Source organism: Aestuariivirga sp. (genome assembly GCF_044238155.1).
Classification (GTDB): Bacteria; Pseudomonadota; Alphaproteobacteria; order Rhizobiales; family Aestuariivirgaceae; genus Aestuariivirga.
The window spans coordinates 1-19,887 of record NZ_JBIIDX010000053.1 but is presented as its reverse complement, the minus strand read 5'-3'; the positions used below and the strand labels follow the sequence as shown (position 1 = coordinate 19,887).

20 protein-coding genes are annotated in these 19,887 nt (G+C 60.8%); 13 read left to right on the top strand and 7 right to left on the bottom strand.

The annotated features are described in order from the left end of the window. The coding region (gene mfd, locus ACILRN_RS07445; protein WP_395686970.1) for a transcription-repair coupling factor at window positions 1-3,428 on the top strand (3,428 nt) is incomplete at its 5' end. A gap of 34 nt (window positions 3,429-3,462) precedes the next feature. Here the strand turns inward: mfd and ACILRN_RS07440 are convergent. Then, window positions 3,463-4,113, bottom strand: a complete 651-nt coding sequence (locus tag ACILRN_RS07440; protein ID WP_395686968.1) for a hypothetical protein — start codon at window positions 4,111-4,113, stop codon at window positions 3,463-3,465. Between the two features lie 152 nt (window positions 4,114-4,265). Here ACILRN_RS07440 and ACILRN_RS07435 point away from each other — a divergent pair, with 152 nt between their 5' ends. The 4 genes from ACILRN_RS07435 to ACILRN_RS07420 all read left to right on the top strand — a co-directional run bounded on the left by ACILRN_RS07435 (window position 4,266) and on the right by ACILRN_RS07420 (window position 9,650). Then, entirely contained in the window at window positions 4,266-6,266 is a 2,001-nt protein-coding gene (locus ACILRN_RS07435) for a hydantoinase/oxoprolinase family protein (RefSeq protein ID WP_395686967.1), read from the top strand. A 71-nt stretch (window positions 6,267-6,337) separates the two neighbouring features. Beyond that, window positions 6,338-7,087, top strand: a complete 750-nt coding sequence (locus ACILRN_RS07430; RefSeq protein ID WP_395686965.1) for a TerC family protein — start codon at window positions 6,338-6,340, stop codon at window positions 7,085-7,087. A 234-nt stretch (window positions 7,088-7,321) separates the two neighbouring features. After that, entirely contained in the window at window positions 7,322-8,977 is a 1,656-nt protein-coding gene (ettA, locus tag ACILRN_RS07425; RefSeq protein ID WP_395686964.1) for an energy-dependent translational throttle protein EttA, read from the top strand. Window positions 8,978-9,035: 58 nt separating this feature from the next. Further along, window positions 9,036-9,650, top strand: coding sequence for a L,D-transpeptidase (locus ACILRN_RS07420; RefSeq protein ID WP_395686963.1), 615 nt, complete (start codon window positions 9,036-9,038; stop codon window positions 9,648-9,650). A gap of 6 nt (window positions 9,651-9,656) precedes the next feature. Here the strand turns inward: ACILRN_RS07420 and ACILRN_RS07415 are convergent, their stop codons facing one another. Next, window positions 9,657-10,574, bottom strand: coding sequence for a lysophospholipid acyltransferase family protein (locus ACILRN_RS07415; protein WP_395686961.1), 918 nt, complete (start codon window positions 10,572-10,574; stop codon window positions 9,657-9,659). 120 nt (window positions 10,575-10,694) lie between these two features. On the opposite strand from ACILRN_RS07415, the gene ACILRN_RS07410 reads away from it, so the two are divergent. After that, a complete protein-coding gene (locus ACILRN_RS07410; RefSeq protein WP_395686959.1) occupies window positions 10,695-11,318 on the top strand; it encodes a glutathione S-transferase family protein in 624 nt (207 codons plus the stop codon). A gap of 10 nt (window positions 11,319-11,328) precedes the next feature. On the opposite strand, the gene metF is transcribed toward ACILRN_RS07410, so the two are convergent. Then, a complete protein-coding gene (metF, locus tag ACILRN_RS07405; RefSeq protein ID WP_395686957.1) occupies window positions 11,329-12,210 on the bottom strand; it encodes a methylenetetrahydrofolate reductase [NAD(P)H] in 882 nt (293 codons plus the stop codon). Then, the gene (locus tag ACILRN_RS07400) at window positions 12,207-13,193 is read right to left on the bottom strand and encodes an ArsR/SmtB family transcription factor (protein ID WP_395686956.1); all 987 of its coding nucleotides are present in this window, start codon (window positions 13,191-13,193) and stop codon (window positions 12,207-12,209) included. The genes metF and ACILRN_RS07400 overlap by 4 nt, the downstream gene beginning before the upstream one ends. 174 nt (window positions 13,194-13,367) lie before the next feature. On the opposite strand from ACILRN_RS07400, the gene ACILRN_RS07395 reads away from it, so the two are divergent. Together ACILRN_RS07395 and ACILRN_RS07390 are read left to right on the top strand one after the other, a co-directional pair. Continuing rightward, window positions 13,368-13,976 (top strand): phospholipid-binding protein MlaC, encoded by a 609-nt coding sequence (locus ACILRN_RS07395; RefSeq protein WP_395686954.1) that lies wholly within the window; start codon window positions 13,368-13,370, stop codon window positions 13,974-13,976. A gap of 75 nt (window positions 13,977-14,051) precedes the next feature. Beyond that, entirely contained in the window at window positions 14,052-14,642 is a 591-nt protein-coding gene (locus tag ACILRN_RS07390; RefSeq protein WP_395686952.1) for a phospholipid-binding protein MlaC, read from the top strand. Window positions 14,643-14,650: 8 nt separating this feature from the next. On the opposite strand, the gene ACILRN_RS07385 is transcribed toward ACILRN_RS07390, so the two are convergent. Then, entirely contained in the window at window positions 14,651-15,106 is a 456-nt protein-coding gene (locus ACILRN_RS07385; RefSeq protein WP_395686951.1) for a c-type cytochrome, read from the bottom strand. 155 nt (window positions 15,107-15,261) lie between these two features. Between ACILRN_RS07385 and ACILRN_RS07380 the strand changes: the two genes are divergently transcribed. The 4 genes from ACILRN_RS07380 to ACILRN_RS07365 are packed head-to-tail and all read left to right on the top strand — an operon-like array spanning window position 15,262 to window position 17,689. Further along, window positions 15,262-15,885 (top strand): extensin family protein, encoded by a 624-nt coding sequence (locus tag ACILRN_RS07380; protein ID WP_395686949.1) that lies wholly within the window; start codon window positions 15,262-15,264, stop codon window positions 15,883-15,885. 48 nt (window positions 15,886-15,933) lie between these two features. After that, complete coding sequence (locus tag ACILRN_RS07375; RefSeq protein ID WP_395686947.1) at window positions 15,934-16,266, top strand: hypothetical protein; 333 nt, start codon at window positions 15,934-15,936, stop codon at window positions 16,264-16,266. A 20-nt stretch (window positions 16,267-16,286) separates the two neighbouring features. Continuing rightward, a complete protein-coding gene (locus tag ACILRN_RS07370; RefSeq protein ID WP_395686945.1) occupies window positions 16,287-16,973 on the top strand; it encodes a TerB family tellurite resistance protein in 687 nt (228 codons plus the stop codon). Then, window positions 16,970-17,689 (top strand): N-acetylmuramoyl-L-alanine amidase, encoded by a 720-nt coding sequence (locus tag ACILRN_RS07365; RefSeq protein ID WP_395686943.1) that lies wholly within the window; start codon window positions 16,970-16,972, stop codon window positions 17,687-17,689. The genes ACILRN_RS07370 and ACILRN_RS07365 overlap by 4 nt, the downstream gene beginning before the upstream one ends. Before the next feature lie 18 nt (window positions 17,690-17,707). Here ACILRN_RS07365 and ACILRN_RS07360 read toward each other — a convergent pair whose 3' ends face one another. Next, complete coding sequence (locus ACILRN_RS07360; protein ID WP_395686941.1) at window positions 17,708-18,172, bottom strand: hypothetical protein; 465 nt, start codon at window positions 18,170-18,172, stop codon at window positions 17,708-17,710. 97 nt (window positions 18,173-18,269) lie between these two features. After that, window positions 18,270-19,232 (bottom strand): sulfotransferase domain-containing protein, encoded by a 963-nt coding sequence (locus ACILRN_RS07355; protein ID WP_395686940.1) that lies wholly within the window; start codon window positions 19,230-19,232, stop codon window positions 18,270-18,272. A 134-nt stretch (window positions 19,233-19,366) separates the two neighbouring features. On the opposite strand from ACILRN_RS07355, the gene ACILRN_RS07350 reads away from it, so the two are divergent. Beyond that, window positions 19,367-19,887 (top strand): glutathione S-transferase family protein (locus ACILRN_RS07350; protein WP_395686938.1); only part of this gene is annotated, 521 nt, incomplete at its 3' end.

The following is a 19,887-nucleotide window of genomic DNA, read 5'->3' as shown; positions in this document are numbered from 1 at the left end:
GTACCACCCTTTCCGGAGTTCCTGAGGGATTGGACGCCATGCTCCTGCCTGCCCTCGCAGAGTTGGCGGACAAGCGAATTGTGGTCCATGTCGCGGTAGATGACCAGCGGGCATCGACTTTGGCTGGTCAGATCGCCTATTTCGCCCCAGGTCTCGAGGTACTTCGGTTCCCCGCCTGGGATTGCCTGCCATATGACCGCGTGTCGCCCGTTCAGGACATTCTGGCGCGGCGGCTGGCCACCCTGGCCCGGGTTCTGGAGCCATCGGTCGGACCGCTGCTTCTGATCACGACGGTCGCTGCATTGCTCCAGCGCGTTGTACCGCGGGCAATGATCGAGGGGCACCGCTTCAAGGCGCAGCCAGGCAACCGCATCAATTCCGAAGACCTGATCGGGTTCCTTGCAGACAACGGCTTTTCACGCACCGGCACCGTCGTGGACCCCGGAGATTTTGCAGTGCGTGGCGGCATCATTGATATCTACCCGCCAGGTGCGGACGCGCCAGTCCGGCTGGACTTTTTCGGAGACACGCTTGAAACCATTCGTAGCTTCGATCCAGAATCGCAGCGAACCACGGCGACGCTCGCACAATTCAGTCTCAATCCTGCCAGCGAGGTCTTGCTCAATCCGCAATCGATCGGCCGGTTTCGGGTGAACTACGCCGAGGCCTTCGGAGGCCTTGATACAAATGATCCCCTCTACGAGAGCGTCACCAGCGGCCGGAAGTATCAAGGCATGGAACATTGGCTGCCGCTCTTCCACGACCGGCTGGCAACCTTGCTCGACTACATGGTTGACCCCATCCTGACGCTTGATCACGCCGTGGATGAGGCCGCCGCTGCCCGCGAAGAACAGGTGTTGGAGTTCTTCTCGGCGCGGCGCGATGCACTGGCCAGCAAGGAGACCTATGGCGCGGGCCCTTACAAGCCCGTCAAGCCCGAAACGCTCTATGTTCCGGCGTCCGAATGGTCGGAGATACAGTCAAACACGACCGTCTTCGCGCTGTCGCCTTTCGAAAGCCCTCAGGGCCTGTCATTCGGTGGCCGGCGAGGACGGAGTTTTGCCGCTGAACGCGCCCAGCCTGGTGGCAATGTCTATGAAGCGGTCAAGGCCCATGCCGATGCAATCCGGCGCGAGGGTCGCCGGGTCGCTGTTGCCTCCTGGTCGGAAGGTTCGCGCGAACGCCTCGAGACCATACTCAAGGATCACGATGTGTCACCGCTTGCCGCGGCGCGTGACTGGATGGAGTTTCTTTCCTGGAACAAATCGATAGCCGGCCTGATGGTTCTGGGACTGGAAGACGGGTTCGAAACCGATGAATTTGCGCTGATCTCCGAGCAGGACATACTTGGCGATCGCATGGTGCGGCGCGGCCGGCGCAACCGGAAGGCCTCTGACTTCATCAATGAACTCTCGGCGCTAACCCCAGGTGATCTCGTGGTACACGTCGATCATGGCATTGGCCGCTTCGAGGGGTTGAAGACAATTGAGGTGCAGGGAGCACCGCATGACTGTCTGTTCCTGTCCTATTCAGGAGGCGACAGGCTGTTCTTGCCGGTCGAAAACATCGAGTTGCTGTCCCGTTACGGGTCTGACGAACAGGGCGTTCAGCTCGACCGGCTCGGCGGTGGTGCTTGGCAGGCCAAGAAGGCGAAGCTCAAGGAGCGTGTTCTCCGCATCGCAGAGGGGCTTGTTCAAACCGCCGCCGCGCGTGAACTCAAGCCCGGCGATATGTTGCCACCGCCTGAAGGTGCCTATGAAGAATTCTGCGCCCGCTTTCCCTACGAGGAAACCGAGGACCAGCTGGCTGCAATTGAAGCGGTCATCGAGGACTTCCAGAAAGGCCGCCCAATGGATCGGCTGGTGTGTGGGGATGTAGGCTTTGGCAAGACCGAGGTTGCCCTGCGCGCGGCTTTCATCGCCGCCATGAACGGCAAGCAGGTGGCAGTGGTCGTACCGACAACCCTTCTGTCGCGACAGCATTTTGCGACCTTTCAAGCCCGGTTCAAAGGACTTCCGGTCAACATTGCCCAGGCCTCCCGCATGGTGTCGAAAAAGGAGCTTGATCGTATCCGGCAGGGGCTCGCCTCTGGGGAGATTGACGTCGTCGTGGGCACGCACGCCCTGCTTGCCGGAACCATCGCCTTCCGGGATCTTGGGCTTTTGGTAATCGATGAGGAACAGCATTTCGGCGTGAAGCACAAGGAGCGGCTGAAGGAGCTGCGTACCAATGTTCACGTGCTGACCCTGACCGCGACGCCCATTCCGCGTACTTTGCAGCTCGCCCTGTCGGGCGTTCGCGAACTCTCGCTCATCACCACCCCACCGCTGGACCGGCTGGCAGTGAGAACCTACATCACGCCGTTTGACCCCGTGATCATCCGCGAGAGCCTGTTGCGCGAGCATTATCGAGGAGGCCAGAGCTTCTATGTCGTGCCGCGCATTGCCGACATTGAAGAGATCGCGGCATTCCTGCGCGACGCCGTTCCCGAGGTGAAGTTCCGCGCCGCTCATGGTCGTATGCCGCCAGCTGAGCTCGAAGACATCATGACAGGATTTTATGATCGGTCCTTCGACGTTCTGCTTTCGACGACAATCGTGGAATCCGGTCTCGACATCGCCACCGCCAACACCCTCGTCATTCACCGTGCCGACATGTTCGGTCTGGCTCAGCTCTATCAGCTTCGCGGGCGGGTGGGCCGGTCGAAGCAGCGCGCCTATGCAATCCTGACGACGCCGGCCAGACAGGCACTTACCCCCGCAGCGGAAAAGCGTCTGAAGGTCCTGCAGTCTCTTGATTCACTGGGCGCGGGCTTTTCATTGGCGAGCCATGATCTTGATTTGAGAGGTGCGGGTAATCTTCTGGGCGACGAGCAGTCCGGTCATATCCGGGAGGTAGGCTACGAGCTCTATCAGCAAATGATCGAGGAGGCTGTCGCGAAGCTGCGTACCGGGGATGAAGCCTTGGTGGCTGATGGACAATGGTCGCCGCAGATCAACATCGGCACCTCCGTCCTGATCCCTGAGAACTATGTTGAAGATCTACAGGTCCGGCTTGGTCTCTACCGCCGGCTTGCCGATCTCACCGACCAGGCATCCGTCGAGTCGTTCGGTGCCGAATTGCGTGACCGGTTCGGTCCCTTGCCTGATGAGGTCAACCATCTGCTTGCCGTGGTGGCCATCAAGCTGTTGTGCCGGGCAGCCAATGTCGCCAGCCTTGATGCGGGCCCGAAGGGAGCCGTCATGTCGTTCCGCGGCGAGTCTTTCGCCAATCCTGGGGCACTGATCGGCTGGATCACGGGGCAGGGCGCGCAGGCCAAGCTACGCCCGGACATGAAGCTGGTCGTGATGCGTGACTGGGAATCGCCAGAAGCCCGCCTCAAGGGTACGCGCGCACTGATGCAAACGCTGGTAAAGCTGGCAGCCTGATCCTGACACGTGGGTCGGGCCTCGCCCGCGCCAGTCACCCTGGCTCGCTTGGCAGCAGATGGTTGTGCGATGTTTCCAGTCGGCGCTTGCCATCAAGGAAGGTCTTGCGCATCCAGGGTACGTCAGGGGCGTTCCAGTTCGGTGACAGACCGACCACCATGTCGAAAAAGGCGATGGCATTGGCAGGGTTCTCGGCAACATTCTCGCGGAAGGAATCCCAGAAACGGGGGTCGTCTGCCACGCCAGCTGCTGCCGGTTCGGCATCACCCATCTCACTGAGCACTGCGGCCGCGACCGAAAGGCAGAAACTCGTGTAGGCATAACCTTCGGGCCAGCGTCTGAGCCGATGGTCCAGGGTGGCGGGCAGAGCTGGAAGGCCCAGCGCATCCGGAACGATCGCGGTGATCGGTCTCGCAGCCAGAAGTTCCTTCAGCATCATGCCGGCCGCAAAGATCGTGAAGTCGCGGCGGTCCAGGTCGGCTAGGTGTTTGCTCTGGTCAAAAGCCTGCCGCCAGCGTGAAAACGCCTCGGCCAGCGCTGCGTGGTCCACCTCGGCGGCCAGCCCCGTCCCCTGAAACAGAAGCTCGATGTTCTTCTCGAAACTCCATAGGATCGTCCTGAAGCGGCGCGCCTCATGGCTGAGGTCGCCGACTTTCTCCACTTCAGGCTTGAGAGGTGTCAGCATGAGAGCCATTCTAGCGAGGCCGCAGGGGCAATCAACCTGCAAAAACCCGAGTTGGCATGTCAGCGGCCGGGTTCGCACGGTGTGTCGCGAACAACACGGCGATTGCCGTTGCCCTGTCAGCGGCAGAGCCCGCCGCCTGATGATCTGAGCCCATGACAAACCAGACCTTTCTCATCGGTGTCGACACCGGCGGCACCTATACCGACGCTGCGATCATTGAGGCCAAGGGCCATCAGGTTCTGGCTTCGGCCAAGTCCATCACCACCAAGGGTAATCTGGCAATTGGCGTTACCGGCGCCATCCGTGCGGCGGTCGCGAAGCTGCCACAAGGTCTTCGGCCACAGGACATTTCCCTTGTCTCGGTGTCGACCACGCTCGCCACCAATGCCGTGGTGGAAGGCCATGGCAGTGCGGTAGGCGTGATCCTGATCGGTTTTGACGACGCCATGGCCGAGCGCACTGGAATTGCCCGCGCCTTTCCCGGCATGCCGATTGTGCGAATCAGTGGTGGCCATGACCACAATGGTGAGGAAGTTCGCCCGCTCGACTCCGAGACCCTGTCCCAGGCGGTCGCAGCCATGCCGGTTGATGCCTTTGCTATTGCCGCAGCATTTGCTGTGCGCAATCCTGCCCATGAGCAGCGCGCCCGCGAGGTCATTTCGGCAACCACCGGCAAGCCCGCCACACTGTCAACCGAGCTCACTTCGGCACTCGACGCACCGCGCCGGGCATTGACGGCAGTGTTGAACGCCCGGCTCATATCCCGCATCTCGATGCTGATCGAGGCTGTGCGCCGCTCGATGACGGAGCTTGCAATCACCTGCCCACTGATGATCGTCAAGGGAGATGGCACCTTGGCGCTGGCCGAGCGTGTGGCGCTGCGGCCGATCGAAACCGTGCTGTCGGGCCCTGCGGCCAGTCTGGTTGGCGCCTCGTGGCTCTGCGGGCGCCGGGATTTCATCATGTCCGACATGGGAGGCACAACAACGGATCTCGGCGTTTTGCTCAACGGTCGCCCACGTGTGGCCGAGCAGGGCGCCGAGGTTGGCGGCTGGCGCACAATGGTGAGGGCCATCGATGTCCGCACCGTCGGTCTCGGCGGAGACAGCGCCATTGCCATCGGGGCCGATGGCGCGATCTCCGTGGGGCCGGAGCGGGTTGCTCCCGTGTCGCTTCTTGCTTCCCGCTTTCCTGAAGTCACGGCCATGCTTGAAGCTGATCTGGCAGACAGTGAAGGCGGCTCGCTGCATGGCAAGTTCGTGCTGCGTCCATTTGGAACCGACCGCGCCGCGGCCGCTGAGCTAACGGCGCGTGAGGCCGAGCTGCTCGCGCTGGTCGATGATCGACCCAAGCCGCTGCGCAAGGTGGCGATTTCGGCGGCAGCACAGCGCGCGCTGGTCTCGCTCCGGCGCAAGGGGCTGGTACAGACCGGTGGTTTCACCCCGTCGGATGCGGCGCATGTTCTTGGTCTTCAGGACAACTGGCCGGGTCCGGCGGCGGAGCTGGCCGCGCGGCTCATGGTGCGTTTTCGTGACATGAAGGCAGGTGATGGTGCCCGTGTCCAGGGTTTCTGCCGTGAAGTGTGGTCGGAGACAGTGCGGCGGACGGTCCAGGTCATTCTGGAAACGGCTTTTGGACGAAATTTTGGTGACCACGAACTGGTGGACGCGGTGAGTTCGGGCCGAGGTTGCGTGGGGCTTGCCGAGGTGAGGTTGTCGCCGTCCGTGCCGGTCGTGGCGGTAGGTGGCCCTGTACGGGTTTACTACGAGGAGGTGGCGCGGCGGCTTTCCTGCGAACTCGTGTTCCCGCCCTTCTTTGATGTTGCAAACGCGGTCGGAGCTGCAACCGGGGTCGTGGCTCAGGCCGTCAGCGTCACTGTGGAGGGCGATGGCAGCGGCCTGTTTCGCGTTATGGGTCCAGGGGGAACCACCGTCTTCACGTCAGGGCTTGCTGCCCTTGCGGCCGCCGAGGCGCAGGCCCGAGATGCCGCCCTTGCCGCCGCCCAGGCGCTGGGAGCGCATGATCCACAGGTTGCGGTGAGTATCTCGCGCAGCTTGCTTCCTGATGCGGTTGACGAGAATGGCCTGCTTGAGGCTGTGGTACGTGCTGAAGCGATCGGGCGGCCCGAAACTGCGGGTGATGTGACCGCCTGAGGCCCGGGCTTGAACAGTGGTCCCCGGCACGACATAGTGCGGTCAGTGCAGGTATCGCGAGGTGGATGAGCATGGATTTCTGGCAGCAACATTTCTCCTTCGTCGGGTCGACGGAGGGCTGGGTGGCGCTGGTCACCCTTGTCGCCATGGAAATCATCCTCGGAATCGACAATCTGATCTTCATCTCCATCCTGTCCAACAAGCTGCCTGAACATGAGCGCGCCCGCGCCCGGCGGCTCGGGATTGGTGCTGCGCTTGTCATGCGACTCGTGTTGCTCGCCACCGTGTCGTGGATCGCGCAAATGACTGCTCCGGTCTTCAGCCTTGCTGGCCAGAATTTTTCCTGGCGCGATATCATCCTGATTGCTGGTGGCCTGTTCTTGGTGTGGAAGGCCACCAAGGAGATCCACCACTCGGTTGACCCGGACGACGGCAAGGAAAACATCGTCAGTCATGCGGCGACCATGACGGTTGGAGGCGCAATCTTCCAGATTCTTCTTCTTGACCTCGTGTTTTCTGTTGACTCGATCATCACGGCTGTTGGCATGACTGATCACATTGCCATCATGTACATCGCGGTCATCGCAGCTGTCGCGGTCATGCTGCTGGCGGCTGAGCCTTTGGCCCGGTTCATCCATTCGAATCCAACAATCGTCATGCTGGCGCTGGGCTTCCTCCTGATGATCGGCATGACGCTGATCGCCGAAGGCATGGGCGTCCATGTGCCCAAGGGCTACGTCTACGCCGCCATGGGTTTCTCGGCCCTTGTTGAGGCTCTGAACATGCTGGCGCGCCGGGCAAAGCGGCCAAGGCAGAGCTAGGGCAAGAGCCGACCTGATTGGATCGCGCCGCCGGAGGGAATCTACCGGTGTGGCAAGGAGATTGGCCAAAAGCGGGCTGGCGGCCTCGTCGAGCTATCCGACGCCGCCGCGACCGAGCGGCGCTGTTCCAATCAGTCTGGTTCTTGTTCCGGACGGCCCGGAAATCTTGCTCTTTGGTTTCGGCTCGGCTATGAGCCGTCGCCAGCAATCCTGCATCGTGAAAGACGTCACAAGATGGCCCGTCAGTTCATCTATCATATGCATGGCCTCACCAAGGCCTATGCCGGGGGCAAGAAGGTTCTCGAGAACATTCACCTGTCCTTCTATCCGGATGCCAAGATCGGCGTTCTTGGTCCCAACGGTTCAGGTAAGTCGACGCTGCTGCGCATCATGGCCGGCCTCGACAAGGAGTGGAACGGCGAGGCATGGCTCGCCGATGGCGCCACGGTCGGTTATCTTCCGCAGGAACCGGAGCTCGATCCTGCCCTCGACGTGATGGGCAATGTTATGGAGGGTGTTGCCCACAAGAAGGCCATCCTCGACGAATACAACGCCCTGATGGCGGATTACAACGACGAGAATGCGGAAAAAGCCGGCAAGCTGCAGGATGTGATCGACTCTCAGAACCTGTGGGATCTCGAGGCCCAGGTCGAGCAGGCGATGGATGCGTTGCGCTGCCCGCCCGGCGAGGCCTCGATCGACAATCTTTCCGGCGGTGAAAAGCGGCGCGTGGCCCTGACCCAGTTACTGCTCCGGAAGCCGGATTTGTTGCTGCTCGATGAGCCGACCAACCATCTCGACGCTGAGTCGGTCAATTGGTTGGAGCATCATCTGCGAGACTATCCCGGCGCTATTCTGATCGTCACGCACGACCGTTATTTCCTCGACAACGTCACCGGATGGATTCTTGAACTCGACCGCGGCCGCGGTATTCCCTACGAGGGCAATTATTCCGCCTACCTCTCTCAGAAGGCGAAGCGCTTCACGCAGGAAGCCCGTGAGGATGCTGCGCGCGAGAAGGCGATTGCCCGCGAGCAGGAATGGATCGCCTCCTCGCCCAAGGCAAGGCAGGCAAAGTCGAAGGCCCGCATCAAGGCCTATGATGAATTGCTCAAGATCAATGAAGACCGGGTCAAGTCAACCACTGCACAGATCATCATTCCTCCGGGTGAGCGGCTTGGCAACACGGTGATCAACGTGGACAAGCTGTCCAAGGGCTATGGCGATCGCCTTCTGATCGAGGATCTGTCTTTCAAACTGCCGCCAGGTGGCATTGTCGGCATCATCGGACCCAACGGCGCTGGCAAGACGACACTCTTCCGCATGCTCACCGGCCAGGAGAAGCCTGATACCGGCACGATCACGATCGGTGAAAGCGTGCACCTGGGTTACGTCGACCAATCGCGCGACTCGCTCAATCCCGACAAGACGGTCTGGGAGGAGATATCCGGCGGCAATGATGTGATCTATCTCGGAAAGCGCGAAATGAATTCACGCGCCTACACGGGCGCTTTCAACTTCAGGGGTGGTGATCAGCAGCAGAAGGTTGGCTTGCTCTCGGGCGGTCAGCGCAATCGCGTCCATCTTGCAAAAATGCTCAAGTCCGGGGCAAACGTGCTGCTTCTCGACGAACCGACCAACGATCTCGACACCGAAACGCTGGCGGCGCTCGAGGAGGCGCTCGAAGATTTCGCCGGGTGTGCTGTTATCATCAGTCACGACCGCATGTTCCTTGATCGTCTGGCGACCCACATACTCGCCTTCGAGGGCGATAGCCATGTCGAATGGTTCGAGGGCAATTTCCAGGATTATGAAGAGGACAAGAAGCGACGTCTGGGCGAAGATAGCGTTATGCCCAAGCGCATCAAGTACAAGCAGTTTGCGCGCTGATGACTGTCAGCTTGCGCCGTGGTATGAACCATCACGAGACCAACGCCGGATGACAAGCATGATCCTGACCCGTCGCCTGTTTCTCGCCAACTGTGCCGTTTCTGCCCTTTTTGTGCCGGCCCGCGCCCAGGACGCCGCGGAAGAGGCACTGCTTGCCCAGGAACCGTTCCCGGTCAGGGCGGCGGACGAGAACAAGATCGAATACAAGTACCGGCGCCGCGAGGTGGACTATGAAACCACGGAGCCTCCCGGAACGATCATCGTCGATCCCCGCAAACGCTACCTCTATTACGTTCTCGGTAATGGCAAGGCGGTTCGGTATGGCGCAGCCGTTGGCAAGGCCGGACGCCGATGGTCGGGGCAGTCGACCATCGGCCGCATGGAGAAATGGCCCACCTGGACTCCCACGCCCGAGCACATTGCGGAGTTTCCGAAGCTCGTGAAGTGGCAGAGCGGTGGCATGCCGGGCGGTCCGGAGAATCCGATGGGTGCGCGCGCCCTCTATCTCTACCAGGGCGATGTCGATACCATCTACCGCATTCACGGAACTCACGATCCGAAACTTGTGGGCAAGAAATCCACTGCAGGTTGCTTTGCGCTGCTCAACAGCGACATCATCGATCTCTACAATCGGGTACAGCTCGGGGCACGCGTGGTCGTACTTGAGTACTGATGCGGGTCAGTCTGCATCGCGCGGCTTGCTGCCCTTTATGCGTGCCTCGCGCAGGTGAAGGTCGGGCGGTGCGCCCTTGAAGTCTTCCGGGCGGGCAAGCGCGAAGGTACGTTTCTTGAGTTCCATCACGAGTTCGGCGCGGTCCTCGATGTTGGCCAGCTCGGCAAAGGGGATGGGAGCACCGACCCGCACCTTCAGGCGTGATCCGATGCGGCGGGCCGTTTCCCGGAAGACCAGCGACAGTCGCAGTGTCAGGCTCAGGTGGCTCGCCAGCTGGAACAGCCGGGAGTTCTGCCCGACGAAAAAGACGGGAACCACCGTTGCCCGCGACGCGCGCAGCAGCTTGGCCGTGAAAGGCGCCCAGGGCAGGTCGACTGCAGGTCCGCGCAGCGGTTTTTCCGAGGTGGAAACCCCACCGCCGGGAAAGATGCCGATGGCGTGGCCCTGGCGCAGCCAGTCCAAAGCCTGAATTCTCGAGTTCACGTTCGTCTCGCGCGCCTCGCGGGTTGGCGCAAATGCCACTGGCAATAGGTTGGCAGCTGCCTCGGGGGCCTGGCAGAGCACATCGTTGGCGAGAACCTTCGTGTCTGGCCTGACCTTGGTGGCCAGCCATGTCAGCGTGATGCCGTCGAGCACGCCGTATGGATGATTGGCGATGAATAGAACCGGGCCCTCAGCCGGCGTCCGCGCCAGGGCGACCTCGTCGTAGTCGACCCTGATGCGCAGCAGGCGGATCGCAGAATCGAAGAACCCCTCACCGTTTCGTACGGATTTCTGGTGCTGGGCATAGAGCTTCTTCAGCTTGCGCTGGCCGCCCATCTTCTCGATGGCCTGAATGACGGCGCGCTGAAGCACCGGCTGGTCTGCCGTTGAATAGCTGAAACGGACTTTCTTGGGCGCAAGAGTTGTGAGACGATTCGCCATGGGCGGCCGGAGGTGATTGATCAGGCTTTCCATCGCATTTCGTGGCCACGGTTGCAATGGAGCTGGTTCCGTCGCATGGCGTAGCTCTATAAAACTTCTCTCGCGGGGGGATTCACCAGGATGTACACGCTCTATGCCCGAAACACAGCCGGTTCCATGGCTCCGGAGGCCCTGCTTGCCGCCTGCGGCGCACCCTTCAGGGTTGTCATTCTTGAACGAGGGCCGGATGGCTCCTTCGAAGACTTCTTCCATCGAATCAATCCCAAAGCCGAAGTCCCGACGCTGGTCCTGCCGGATGACAGCGTGATGACGGAAAGCGCGGCGATCATGATCCATATCTCTGACCTTTTTCCAGCTTGCGGCTTTGCGCCAGCCATCGGATCGCCGGATCGTGCGCGCTACCTGCGCTGGATGGTGTATCTCGCCACCACGGTCTACATGAGTGACCTGCGCTTGTTCTATCCAGCGCGCTACAGCACCGATGCCGCGGCCGCCGAAGGCATCAGTGCAAGGGCAGCGGCGATGATGGAAGCAGAATTCGCGATTTATTCTGATGCGCTTGGCACAGGCCCCTTCATCTTGGGTGGGCAGATGAGTGCGGTGGATATCTACGCCGCCATGCTCTGTACCTGGGTTCCGGACATGCAGCAGCTGTTTGCAAGGCACGCCAACCTGAGCCGCATGTACGAAGCGGTGCTTGCCAGTCCATCGATAAGGGCGGTCTGGGATCGCAACGGCGTCTGAGGGCAGTGGCTCAGGCGGCCTGCGCCCGAACGCCCAGCCCGAGGACCCTGCAGATGGCGTAAACGAGGTCCGCGCGGTTCAGCGTGTAGAAATGGAAGTGCGTAACGCCTTCCCGGCGCAATTGGTCCACCTGCTCGGCTGCCACCATTGCGGCGACGAGGTTGCGGGTGTCCGGGTCATCATCGAGTCCCTCGAAGCGCCGCGCCAGCGCGGGCGGCACATGGGCGCCGCACTTGGCGGCAAACTCGCTGACCCGCGCGAAGGATGTGATCGGCAGAATGCCTGGCACCAGCTCGATGTTGATGCCGCGAGCGGCGATCCGGTCACGCAGCCTCAGGAAGAATGCATTGTGGAAGAAGAACTGCGAGATGGCCCGACTGGCGCCGTGCTCGGCCTTGTCCGCCATGAAGGCGAGGTCCTCTTCGATCGAAACCGAATCCGGGTGCCGTTCCGGATAGGCCGAGACGGAGACTTCGAAATCGCCCAGTTCCCGGATGCCGCGCACCAGGTCGGCTGCGTTGCGATAGCCATCCGGATGTGGGGTAAACTTGGCGCCCACGCCGGCTGGCGGATCTCCCCGCAGCGCAAGAATATGCCGGACTCCTGCCGCTGCAAACTCCAAGATTGTTGCATCGACTTCAGCGCGGCTGGCGCCCACGCAGGTTAGATGTGCTGCGGGTTTCAGCCGCGTTTCGCTGGCAATCCGGCGGACGGTGGCGAGTGTTCTGTCGCGGGTGGTGCCACCCGCGCCATAGGTCACCGACACGAATTCGGGACCAACTGTCTCCAGCCGCCGAATGGTGCGCCAGAAGCTGTCGTCATCCGGCGATTTTGGTGGAAAGAATTCGAAAGAGACCGAAAGGCCTGAAACATCATCGGCAAAAGCGATCATCTGACGCGATCCTTCAGAATTGTGGGCTGGCTGGCGGTCTGGGCTGCATGGGCGAGCCACAGCGATACGGTCAGGCCTTTGCCTTGCGGCCGCCAGGGTGGAGGAAGCACCTCGTGCTGGGTTAGGATCAGGCCCGCCCGAGACAGCCATTGAGCCATCTGCTCGGCGGCGATGCCAAGTCGGCGGTGGGCGTGCTTGTCGCGCAATTCATCGAGTTCGTGGGGCGCGAAATCTACGATCAGAAGGCGCCCGCCGGGTGCCAGAATGCGTGCCGCCTCGCTCAGAGCCCGGGCGGGATCTTCGAGGAAGTGAAGCACCTGGTGTATGGTCACGAAATCGGCAAAGCCGTCTGGAAAGGGCAAGGCGTAGATTTCCCCGTGCCGTACCTGGGCATGGCGCGCGCCCGCCGCCTCGAGATTAACCCGGGCGATGGCCAGCATGTCGCGGCTGGAATCGATGCCAACCTGCTGCTGCGCCAGGCTCGCGAAGCGGCGGAGCACGGCTCCCGTTCCGGTGCCAAGATCGACATGCAGACGGATGGGGTCGTTTCCTGCAAGGCGCGCCATCGCCTGCTCGACATGTTCCTCGCGCACATGCAGAGATCGTAACTGTTCCCATTGCGTGGCGTTGTCCGCAAAGTAGCGCGCAGCGACTTCCGCGCGGCGGCTTCGAATATCCTCCAGACGAGCCAGGTCGCCGCTGAGAACTGGATCTGAACCGGGAAGCAGATCGACAATGGAACGCGACAGCGCGCCGCCCATTCCCTCTTCGCGCAACCGGAACAAGACCCAGTTGCCTTCCTTGTGGCGGCTGATCAGTCCCGCTTCGGCCATCAACTTGAGGTGGCGGCTCACCCTTGGCTGGCTTTGCCCCAGGATCTGGGTGAGTTCACTTACATTGGCTTCGCCATGCGCAAGGAGAAAGAGAATGCGAACCCGTGTCGTCTCCCCGGCCGCGCGTAAACCTGACAGCAGTTCATCCATTGACCGTCCTCTTCATAAGGATATAAACATATCCTTATGTGAATGACAAGGGTGATTTCGTCCCCGTCCGAAGCTCACTCCCGACCCCCTGCATAACGTCTTGCATTTGCCTGATTTTTGGACAGAATTAAAGGCTCAGAGGTTCGGTGGTGGGCCGATTCCTTCGGAGGAGTAATGCGTAACTGGAATGATCTCCTGATAAACCGGCGTGGGGCAATTGGCTTGTTGGCCGGTGGGGTTATTGGTCTGGCGACGCCAGCGGGGGCCAACACCCCCGCTGAGGATTACGTCACGCGCATTGCCGATGATGTGATGAAGCTTGCCAATCATGGTGAGAAGGGCCCGGCTCTGCGCGGCAAGTTTGCGGCGCTGATGAACCGCTATATCAATATCAAGGCCATTGCCGACTATGCGCTCGGGCCCTATGCCAAGAAGCTTCCGGGCGCCAAACGCGCCGAGTTCTACGATCTGGTCAGCAACTATGCTGCGGCCCTGTTCGTCTACTATGTCGAAGATTTCCGCGGAACTGAACTTGAGATCATGTCGACCACCAAGCAAGGCAAGTTCACGGTGATTCATAGCGCGATCACCGGCGGCGGTGGCCGCGAGCAGGTCCGCTGGCGGTTGACGCCATCGGGTGGCAGCTATCGTGTGAGCGATGTCAACATCAAGGGCGTGTGGCTGACCATTTCGATGAAGGACAGGTTCAGCAAGGTTCTGAAAGCCTCGAAGGGTGATTTTGAGCCGCTGTTCGCGGAACTGCGTGAAGCGGAAACCTGGTAGGCCTGTGCCGCGCGGTTGACGGCCCCCGAGCCTGTCCACTATGGCGGGTGGGTGAGGCTTTCACGAAAGCGAATCATGCCCAAGAGCCGCCCTTCGAATTCACCGCATGTGACGCGCCGAGTGGCGGTCTCAGCCCTGTTTGCGATGTTTGCGGGGTCCGCCCTGGCTGCCACCGAACAGCAGGCGATCGCCTATATGCGCAAGGTTGCAAAGGACATGCTCAACGCCCACCGTCAGGGCACGGTCGCAAGCTTCAGGCGCGCCATCCAGCGCCATGCGAATGTCGCCGCCATCGCTGAATATTCTTTGGGCCAGTACCGCTCCAAACTCGCCCCGGGTCAGAAGCAGGCCTTCTACACTGGCACTGCCACCTTCATGGCGCGCTACTTTGCCGATCAGTCGCGCGAATACGTCGTGGCCAAATATGAAGTCGGAGATGCCAAGCCAGATGGAAAAGACTTTAGCGTGCAAACCAAGGTCTTCCTCATGAATGGCAAGGCCTACACCGTGGTCTGGCGTCTGTCGCAGCGTGGTGGAGGCTTCAAGGTGGAAGATGCCAAGGTGATGGGCTTTTCCCTTGTCTACCTACAGCGCGGCATCTTCACGTCCTTCCTCTCCAAGCGCAACGGTGACGTTGCACAGCTGGTAAGCGCGCTGAACCGCTGAGCCGTCGCTCAGTTCACCTGAATGCTTTTCAGAAAAGTCACCAGCGACTGGATGCGCTCATTGACGATCAATTCGCGCGTTGCCTTGTCGACATCAACCGATGCCGCCTCGCTGTTGAACCATTCCCCCCAGACCGGCATGTCGCGCATGCCGTGAACTTTGACGTCTGCGCGCCCGTCGATGACATCGACCACGCGCCCATCGGGAAACTGGCCGCCGTTGGACTTGGCAAGCGCGGTGAGATCGGGCACTGCAAGCGTCAGGAACTCCGCCAGCGTCCCATCACCCTCGCCATTCACGCCGTGACAGGCGGCGCAGTAGTCGATGAAGTCGCGACGCCCGAGCTCAAGGCTGATGCCCTCGCGCACCAAACTGGCTCCCGCCACGCCATTGGCGGCTGCCGGAAGAGCCATACCGAGGATGAACGCCACCGAGAAAGCGCCGACCAGAGAACGTTGTCGCATGTGCAGGTCTCCCCAAATTGCCCGTTCAGTCTCTCTCTGCGGCTTAGCTCTGGCCTTGACCTTGGTCAATTGAAGGATCCTTAACCCTCCGCCACTATTGCTCCACGATCGTCAGGGTGTGTCGCGTCCCGGGTCCCATGGCTTTTTTCCGCAAAATGGCTGTTCTTGCCACGGCATTTGCTCTTCTGGCTGGGTGCAGCGCAAAGAAGACGAGCTTCGACACGCAGGGTTTGCGGTCGCCGGAGGGGTTTTGTTCCGTGAAGCCCTCGCAGCTTGGCCTTGCCGAAAAGATCCGTAACATCAACGAGGGAAATGGCTGTCAGGTTCCCAATGCCTGGCAGGTGAGAGCTCTCGGCAGCATTCATTTCAGTGAGCCCGCAACGCTCACCTGCGGCATGGCTGAGCCTCTGCGCAACTGGTTGGAAGACGATGTTCAGCCAACTGCGCAGCGCAGCTTCGGCGAGAGTGTCGTGAGCGTCGATGTGGCCGCAGCCTATGCCTGCCGGGCACGCAACAATGCGTGGGGTGCGAAGATGAGTGAGCATGGCTTCGGCAATGCCATCGATATCGCAGCCTTTACGCTGGAGAGCGGCCGCCGCGTCAGCGTCAGCGACGGCTGGAACGGCCCAGCAGACGAGCAAGCGTTCCTGCACCGCGTCCATGATGCGGCATGCGGGGAGTTCCGAACCGTGTTAGGGCCTGCCGCGGACCGCCACCACCATGACCACATTCACCTGGATCTGCAGGCGCGGGCCAATGGTGGAAGCTACTGCCGCTGACCCCCTCCAGTGTTGCAATTTCCGCCCATCCGGCGCATATCAGCCGGCATGGAACAGGAAATCATCAAGCCGGCGGCTCCTCCGAAATATGGTCCCCAGGGCTTCAGCCCGATGGGAAGTTTCATGGCGGCATTTGGCGCAACCCTTCTCATGGCCTGCTTCACAGGCTCGGCAATGGTGGCCACGGTGTGGGCCTTTGCAAAGCTGTTCGGGGTTCCCGACCTTGTCATGTACGTCGTCATGGCCCTCGGGCTGGTGCCGGTCATCTGGGTGACGATCTGGACAGCCGGGCGAGCCTGGCATGTGGAGCGCTTGCTGGCCACTGGCCGGGATATTGACGCTCCTGTGTTCAACATGACGCATTACTTCAAGAAGCGCTGAGGCCTGTCGCCAGGGTCGGCATGTCAATCTGGACCCGGATTGCCGATGCACTCTCCGCCATTGGATCCTCCGTTGGCGGGTTCCTGCAGTCTCTTGCCTCGCGTCATCCAACGCCTCCTGAAAGGTCGATGGCCTTCACAATCGGCATGATCGCGCTGGGAGCCAAGATGGCCAAGGCGGATGGCTTGGTCACCGAGGACGAAATCCGCGCCTTCAAACGGGTCTTTCAAGTTCCTGACGCCGACATGGCGGCTGTCGCACGGGTTTTCAATCTGGCCCGCCAGGATGTGGCGGGCTTTGAAACCTATGCGCGGCAGATTGCCAAGTTGTTCGAGGCGCGCCATGAGATACTCGAGGACGTGCTCGACGGCCTCTTCTACATCGCCAAGGCCGACAATGCGTACCATCCATCCGAGCAGGGCTTTCTGGCCAGGGTTGCCGAACTGTTCGGCTTTTCGCCCGCAGATTTTGGCCGCATCCGGGCGCGCCATGTCGAAACACCAGATGATGACTATGCGATTCTGGGCTTGCCGGCCACAGCCGCGCCTGAAGATGTCCGGGCGAGGCATCGTGAACTGGTTCGCGCCTATCATCCGGACCGGCACATTGCAGAAGGTGTACCGGAGGAGATGATCGCCATCGTCACCGGGAAACTCCAGAAGGTCAATGCCGCCTATGATCGGATCATGAAAGGAAGGGCGTCATGATCCGGTCCCCGCTTGCCCGAGAACTTCGCGACGCGGTCAATTGCGAGCCTCGTCGCAACGCACGCCCCGTGGACATGATCGTGCTGCACTACACAGGCATGTCCAGCGCTGCGGCCGCATGTGAGCGCCTGTGCGGAAAAGACGGCGGCGTGTCATGCCACTATCTGGTCGATGAGGATGGCACCATCATCCAGATGGTCGGTGAGGAGTATCGCGCATGGCATGCTGGTATCTCCATGTGGCACGGCGAGACTGATATCAATTCCCGGTCGATCGGAATCGAAATTCAGAACCCCGGTCATGGCCCGGACTATCGTGAATTTCCGATCGATCAGATGGCGGCGGTGGTCTCCCTTTGCCGTGACATCGCGAGCCGTCACCGCGTTCCGGACCGCCATGTGCTGGCCCACTCTGATGTCGCGCCTGGTAGGAAGATTGATCCTGGTGAGCGGTTTGACTGGGAATTCCTCCACCGCCATGGCGTTGGACACTGGGTTCCGCCTGAGCCGCCAGGTGGCCCGTTGCTCGACTCGGCAGAACTACGGCGCTTCCAGGAACTCCTCGCCGGGTATGGCTACGGACTTGCGGTCACGGGCGCTCTTGATGATCAGACCCGTCGGGTGAGCGACGCTTTCACGCGTCATTTCCGGCCACTGCAGGTAACGCAGGAACCTGATCGGTCCGTGCTGGTGACGGCCGAGCGGCTGGTTGCCTGAACTGATCTTCTCCGAGGTCTAGCGCTTCCGGCAGAGTTTGATCAGGCCTGAAACATCGGCGCCGTAAATGGGGAACACGAGCGTATGCTTGCCGAGTTGAATGGTCAGCCGGTCTGCCGAGGGCATCGCGGCAATCAGGGGATGGGTGGCGGGAATCTCGAGTTCGATCACCGCCATTGCCGTATCAGGCGGGGCGTCCAGCTTTCCCCGGAAAGTAACTTTCTCCCGACCTGCGATTACTTTCAGAGGTACGTCACGAGCCTTGATGTCCTTGAACTCATTCGCCGGGCGAGGAAGATAGAGATTCACGATGCCCTTATTCAGGGGGCACCAGAGGCTCACCCCGACATCATCGGTGTCTGGGACGCCGAAGATCAGATAGGCTTCCTCGGAACCAACATCGAGCAGCCAGTCGCGCTCCTGCGCACCGGCATGGCCTGTAAGCCATCCGAGCAGGGCTAAGACAAGAAGAACGCGCAGCATGCAATGCAGACCCTGATGGTGGATTGTCTGTCTATCGGCTCTTGCCGGGGCGGGGAAGTGCAATCTGAAGATTTCGCGATGTTAAGCCCCTGACGTCTCACTGCAGGCGGGGATCGCCGCTTTCCAGGCGTCCGGTTTCGAGCCAGTGCCGGCAGGCCGCCGGCAGGGAACACAGCTTTGCCTCATAGAGTTTGATGTCGGCCTCAGAGAAAACCCCGCGCCAACGTCCGTTCTCGCCCTTGTGGAAGAATCGCTCTGCGCCACCTTCGAACAGGCTGACCACATTTGGCATCAGGCTTTCGCCCTGCGCCTTCATGGTGGCAAACGTGGCAGCTGCCACCAGCCTTGGCCAAACCGTCCGGCTCACGGAGATATCGAGGAACCTTGCCACCCGATGCATTTCTGCCTCCAGATCGCGCGTCAGGTCGGCATAGTGAACCATCAGCAGGTTATCGCGTTGGCGCCCAAGCCAATAGCTTCGCTGCATGTCAAAGTAGGAAACACTCTGGTAGCCGTCTTCTGCTCCTTTCAGGACTGACGAGGTGAGCCACAGATGAAAATACTGGGCAGGACCGGAAGGTATGTACGGATAGGGAGCTGAAATCTCGGGATCTTCGAGGCCTGCCTGTCCAAGCCGTTCAAGAGCGGTGGCCGTGAAACCGGCGACATGATTGTGATATGACAGGCAGGCATCGCGGCCATCGCGTGCCACATGAATGTAGCGGACGCTGTCATGCCATGGCAGACCGTCAAGTGGTGTATGTGTCTTGAGGGCCCGGCGGTGGCTTTGCTGCTCCAGCACGGCGTTCAGCGCCTCAGGAGAAGGTCCGATCCGCATTTCATACCAGGGCGAAATCTTCGACACTGGCATTGGCTCGTCAGTCTGGAAAATCAGCAGATTGACGATCCGCTGCATCCATGTCGTGCCGCACTTCGGATAGGTTGCGACGATCACGTCGCCGGGCCTTGGCCGGTAGTTCGACCAGCGGCGGCTGTCCATCACCCAGTTCCGATACTGTCTGCGTGGTTGGCCGCCGGTCTCCGTTTCACCTTCGCTCATGCCTCGCGCCTATCAGATTGGCCCCGGCGGGGCAAATTCCGGGGCTGGCGCGGATTGCCTGGCTTGCGGCTACCGGGCATGCGGAAAATGGGCTAGCCTGACCCGCCAGGGCCGGTAAACAAAAGAGGAATATGATGGCAGAGTTTGCAGGGCAGGGGCCGGTCTATCGGCTCTACTGGGACCGCGGCAGCGCCAACATGGCGCCGCATGCTGTGCTGCGTGAGATTGGCTGTCCCTTTGAACTTGTCCGGGTCGACGGCAGCAAGGGTGAGAACCGTGAAGCCGCCTATCTCGCGCTCAATCCGCATCATCGCGTGCCGACGCTCGTTCATGGCAGCCGGGTGATGTATGAGTCCGCCGCAATCGTGCTCTATCTCTGTGAAAACCATCCGGAAGCTGGCCTCATGCCGCCGGTAGCGGCGCCAGGCCGCCACCTCTTTCTGCAATGGCTGTTCTATCTCACGAATACGCTGCAGGAAGAGCTGCAGCATTGGTGGCACGCCGATCATTATCTTGACAGTTCTGCCTGCCGCGAGGAACTCAAGTCGATATCGGAGCGGCGCATGGCCGGCATGTTCGGCAAGATTGATGCCGGGCTTGCGGCAACCGGACCCTACATGCTGGGGCGGTCGTTCTCCGCCGTTGACATCTTTCT

What these genes read in the sequence shown, in the direction of transcription:
- ACILRN_RS07440 (WP_395686968.1), bottom strand. Translation starts at nt 4,113, where the DNA reads ATGCTGACACCTCTCAAGCCTGAAGTGGAGAAAGTCGGCGACCTCAGC.
- ACILRN_RS07435 (WP_395686967.1), top strand. Translation starts at nt 4,266, where the DNA reads ATGACAAACCAGACCTTTCTCATCGGTGTCGACACCGGCGGCACCTAT.
- ACILRN_RS07430 (WP_395686965.1), top strand. Translation starts at nt 6,338, where the DNA reads ATGGATTTCTGGCAGCAACATTTCTCCTTCGTCGGGTCGACGGAGGGC.
- ettA (WP_395686964.1), top strand. Translation starts at nt 7,322, where the DNA reads ATGGCCCGTCAGTTCATCTATCATATGCATGGCCTCACCAAGGCCTAT.
- ACILRN_RS07420 (WP_395686963.1), top strand. Translation starts at nt 9,036, where the DNA reads ATGATCCTGACCCGTCGCCTGTTTCTCGCCAACTGTGCCGTTTCTGCC.
- ACILRN_RS07415 (WP_395686961.1), bottom strand. Translation starts at nt 10,574, where the DNA reads ATGGCGAATCGTCTCACAACTCTTGCGCCCAAGAAAGTCCGTTTCAGC.
- ACILRN_RS07410 (WP_395686959.1), top strand. Translation starts at nt 10,695, where the DNA reads ATGTACACGCTCTATGCCCGAAACACAGCCGGTTCCATGGCTCCGGAG.
- metF (WP_395686957.1), bottom strand. Translation starts at nt 12,210, where the DNA reads ATGATCGCTTTTGCCGATGATGTTTCAGGCCTTTCGGTCTCTTTCGAA.
- ACILRN_RS07400 (WP_395686956.1), bottom strand. Translation starts at nt 13,193, where the DNA reads ATGGATGAACTGCTGTCAGGTTTACGCGCGGCCGGGGAGACGACACGG.
- ACILRN_RS07395 (WP_395686954.1), top strand. Translation starts at nt 13,368, where the DNA reads ATGCGTAACTGGAATGATCTCCTGATAAACCGGCGTGGGGCAATTGGC.
- ACILRN_RS07390 (WP_395686952.1), top strand. Translation starts at nt 14,052, where the DNA reads ATGCCCAAGAGCCGCCCTTCGAATTCACCGCATGTGACGCGCCGAGTG.
- ACILRN_RS07385 (WP_395686951.1), bottom strand. Translation starts at nt 15,106, where the DNA reads ATGCGACAACGTTCTCTGGTCGGCGCTTTCTCGGTGGCGTTCATCCTC.
- ACILRN_RS07380 (WP_395686949.1), top strand. Translation starts at nt 15,262, where the DNA reads ATGGCTGTTCTTGCCACGGCATTTGCTCTTCTGGCTGGGTGCAGCGCA.
- ACILRN_RS07375 (WP_395686947.1), top strand. Translation starts at nt 15,934, where the DNA reads ATGGAACAGGAAATCATCAAGCCGGCGGCTCCTCCGAAATATGGTCCC.
- ACILRN_RS07370 (WP_395686945.1), top strand. Translation starts at nt 16,287, where the DNA reads ATGTCAATCTGGACCCGGATTGCCGATGCACTCTCCGCCATTGGATCC.
- ACILRN_RS07365 (WP_395686943.1), top strand. Translation starts at nt 16,970, where the DNA reads ATGATCCGGTCCCCGCTTGCCCGAGAACTTCGCGACGCGGTCAATTGC.
- ACILRN_RS07360 (WP_395686941.1), bottom strand. Translation starts at nt 18,172, where the DNA reads ATGCTGCGCGTTCTTCTTGTCTTAGCCCTGCTCGGATGGCTTACAGGC.
- ACILRN_RS07355 (WP_395686940.1), bottom strand. Translation starts at nt 19,232, where the DNA reads ATGAGCGAAGGTGAAACGGAGACCGGCGGCCAACCACGCAGACAGTAT.